1 protein-coding gene is annotated in these 1882 nt (G+C 54.1%); it reads right to left on the reverse strand.

What is annotated here, in order from left to right:
- Positions 1–79: 79 nt before the first annotated feature.
- A complete protein-coding gene (ltrA, locus tag EH198_RS24265) occupies positions 80–1471 on the reverse strand; it encodes a group II intron reverse transcriptase/maturase (protein ID WP_124698033.1) in 1392 nt (463 codons plus the stop codon).
- Between the last annotated feature and the right edge of the window lie 411 nt (positions 1472–1882).

The raw sequence follows: 1882 nt of genomic DNA on the forward strand, positions 1-1882 counted from the left end.
ATCGAGTAGGAGGGGGCGGTAAGCCCCCGTCCTCTCACACCACCGTACATGCGGGTCCGCATACGGCGGTTCCAAAAGGTTAACCAAGCTCCAGATAACGTGAAAGCAAACTTTTCAGCCCTTTCCCTTCCCAGTAGGAAGTCGGTAGGGCATTATTTGTGTTCCGAGACATTTCCCATGCGCCTCGCCTCGAGTTAGCCATCCTAAAACAGGCCCACTCTGGAACCCCAAGTGCCCGGAGTTCGCGGATTCGTGTGCGCACTCGTTTCCATTGCTTCCACAGACACATTCGGAGTCTTCTCCGAATCCACTGGTCCAACGTTTGGAGGTGTTTCTTCGCCGACGCCAGATGGAAATAGCCTAGCCACCCCATCAAATACCGGTTTAGTCGGCTAATTCGTTCTTCCATGGAAGTGGACCAGGTTCGATTCGTCAGTTCACGAATTCTTTCCTTGAATCGTGAGATTGTCTTCGGTGCTAATCGAATCGTTGCCTGTTTCTGGCTCAGGAAACTAAACCCTAGAAACTTCCGGTGCCAGGGTCTGGCTACCGCACTTTTCTCCCGGTTCACTTTCAGTTGTAGCTTTCCTTCCACAAATCGGCTAACCGATTCCATAACCCGTTCGCCTGCTCGCTTACTCGCCACAAAGATATTGCAGTCGTCCGCATAGCGCACAAACCGCAGGCCTCGTCCGGTCAATTCCTTATCCAGATCATCCAATAGAATGTTCGCTAAGAGCGGACTGAGCGGACCGCCTTGTGGCGTTCCTTCCCGGCTGTGCTCCAGCTTTCCATCCCCCATCACCCCGGCGTTCAGATAGGCGCGAATCAGGGTCAGCACTCTTTTGTCTGTCACTTTCCGCGCCACTCTTGCCATCAGCATGTCGTGATTTACCTGGTCAAAGAATTTCTCCAGATCCAAGTCCACGACCCATCTCAGGCCACTTTGGATATACCTTTGGGCTTGTTTAACGGCGTCATGCGCACTCTTTCCCGGCCGAAAGCCGTAGCTGTACCAGGAGAATTGTGCGTCAAAGATCGGGTTCATGACTTGTAGAAGAGCTTGCTGGAGAAAACGGTCCATTACGGTCGGAATGCCTAGCAGCCGTACACCGCCTCCGGGTTTGGGGATTTCCACCCGTTTGACTGGCGCAGGTCTGTAAGCCCCCGCTAGGAGTTCGGCTTTCGCCGATTCCCAGTGTGTTTTCAAGTAAGCTTGTAGATTCGCTACCGTTACATTGTCCACGCCGGGCGCTCCTCCGTTTTGCACCACTCGTTTGTACGCGAGTCGTAGGTTATCTCCTTCGAGCATTCGCTCCAGCAAGTTGTTCTGGTCTTCGCGAGTGGAAGGGGCGACTTGTGCCGACGAAGAACTCGGCGCTCCGGCATACCCTGACGGCTTCACCGCTTCTCTTTGCCGCAAGCTCTCTTGCGAGATATTCTGCTGTCGTTGCTCTTCATACGAACGTATCGTCTTCCTCTCTCCTTTCGGTTCAGCCCTTCCGTAAGCTGTTGCAACAGTTTACGTACTATGGCCTCTGCTGACTCCTGCTGGTTCAGCGCAGCCTCTCGGCTACGGTTACAAGTTTTTTTTCCTTGCGTATCCAGCAGGCCTCCCCAGATAAGAGCTTCATCTTTCCGCCCGCGACCACTGGAGTATACCGCGTCAGTCCTTGGCGGCTTTGGATTTCGTCATGTTTAGGTGACTCATCCGACTGACACAGCCTCAAATCCAGTTCGTGTACCTTGGCCCGTGCTTTTGCCTCCGGCTTCCTTCAGATTCCACCTCACGGTGGACACCCTTGCCCTTGGCTAACGGTAGGCGCTCGCCAGCCCCCGTTCGGGACTTTCACCCTAGAGATGACGCCCATGCTGGGCGTAC

The organism is Paenibacillus rhizophilus, from assembly GCF_003854965.1.
Taxonomy (GTDB): domain Bacteria; phylum Bacillota; class Bacilli; order Paenibacillales; family Paenibacillaceae; genus Paenibacillus_AQ; species Paenibacillus_AQ rhizophilus.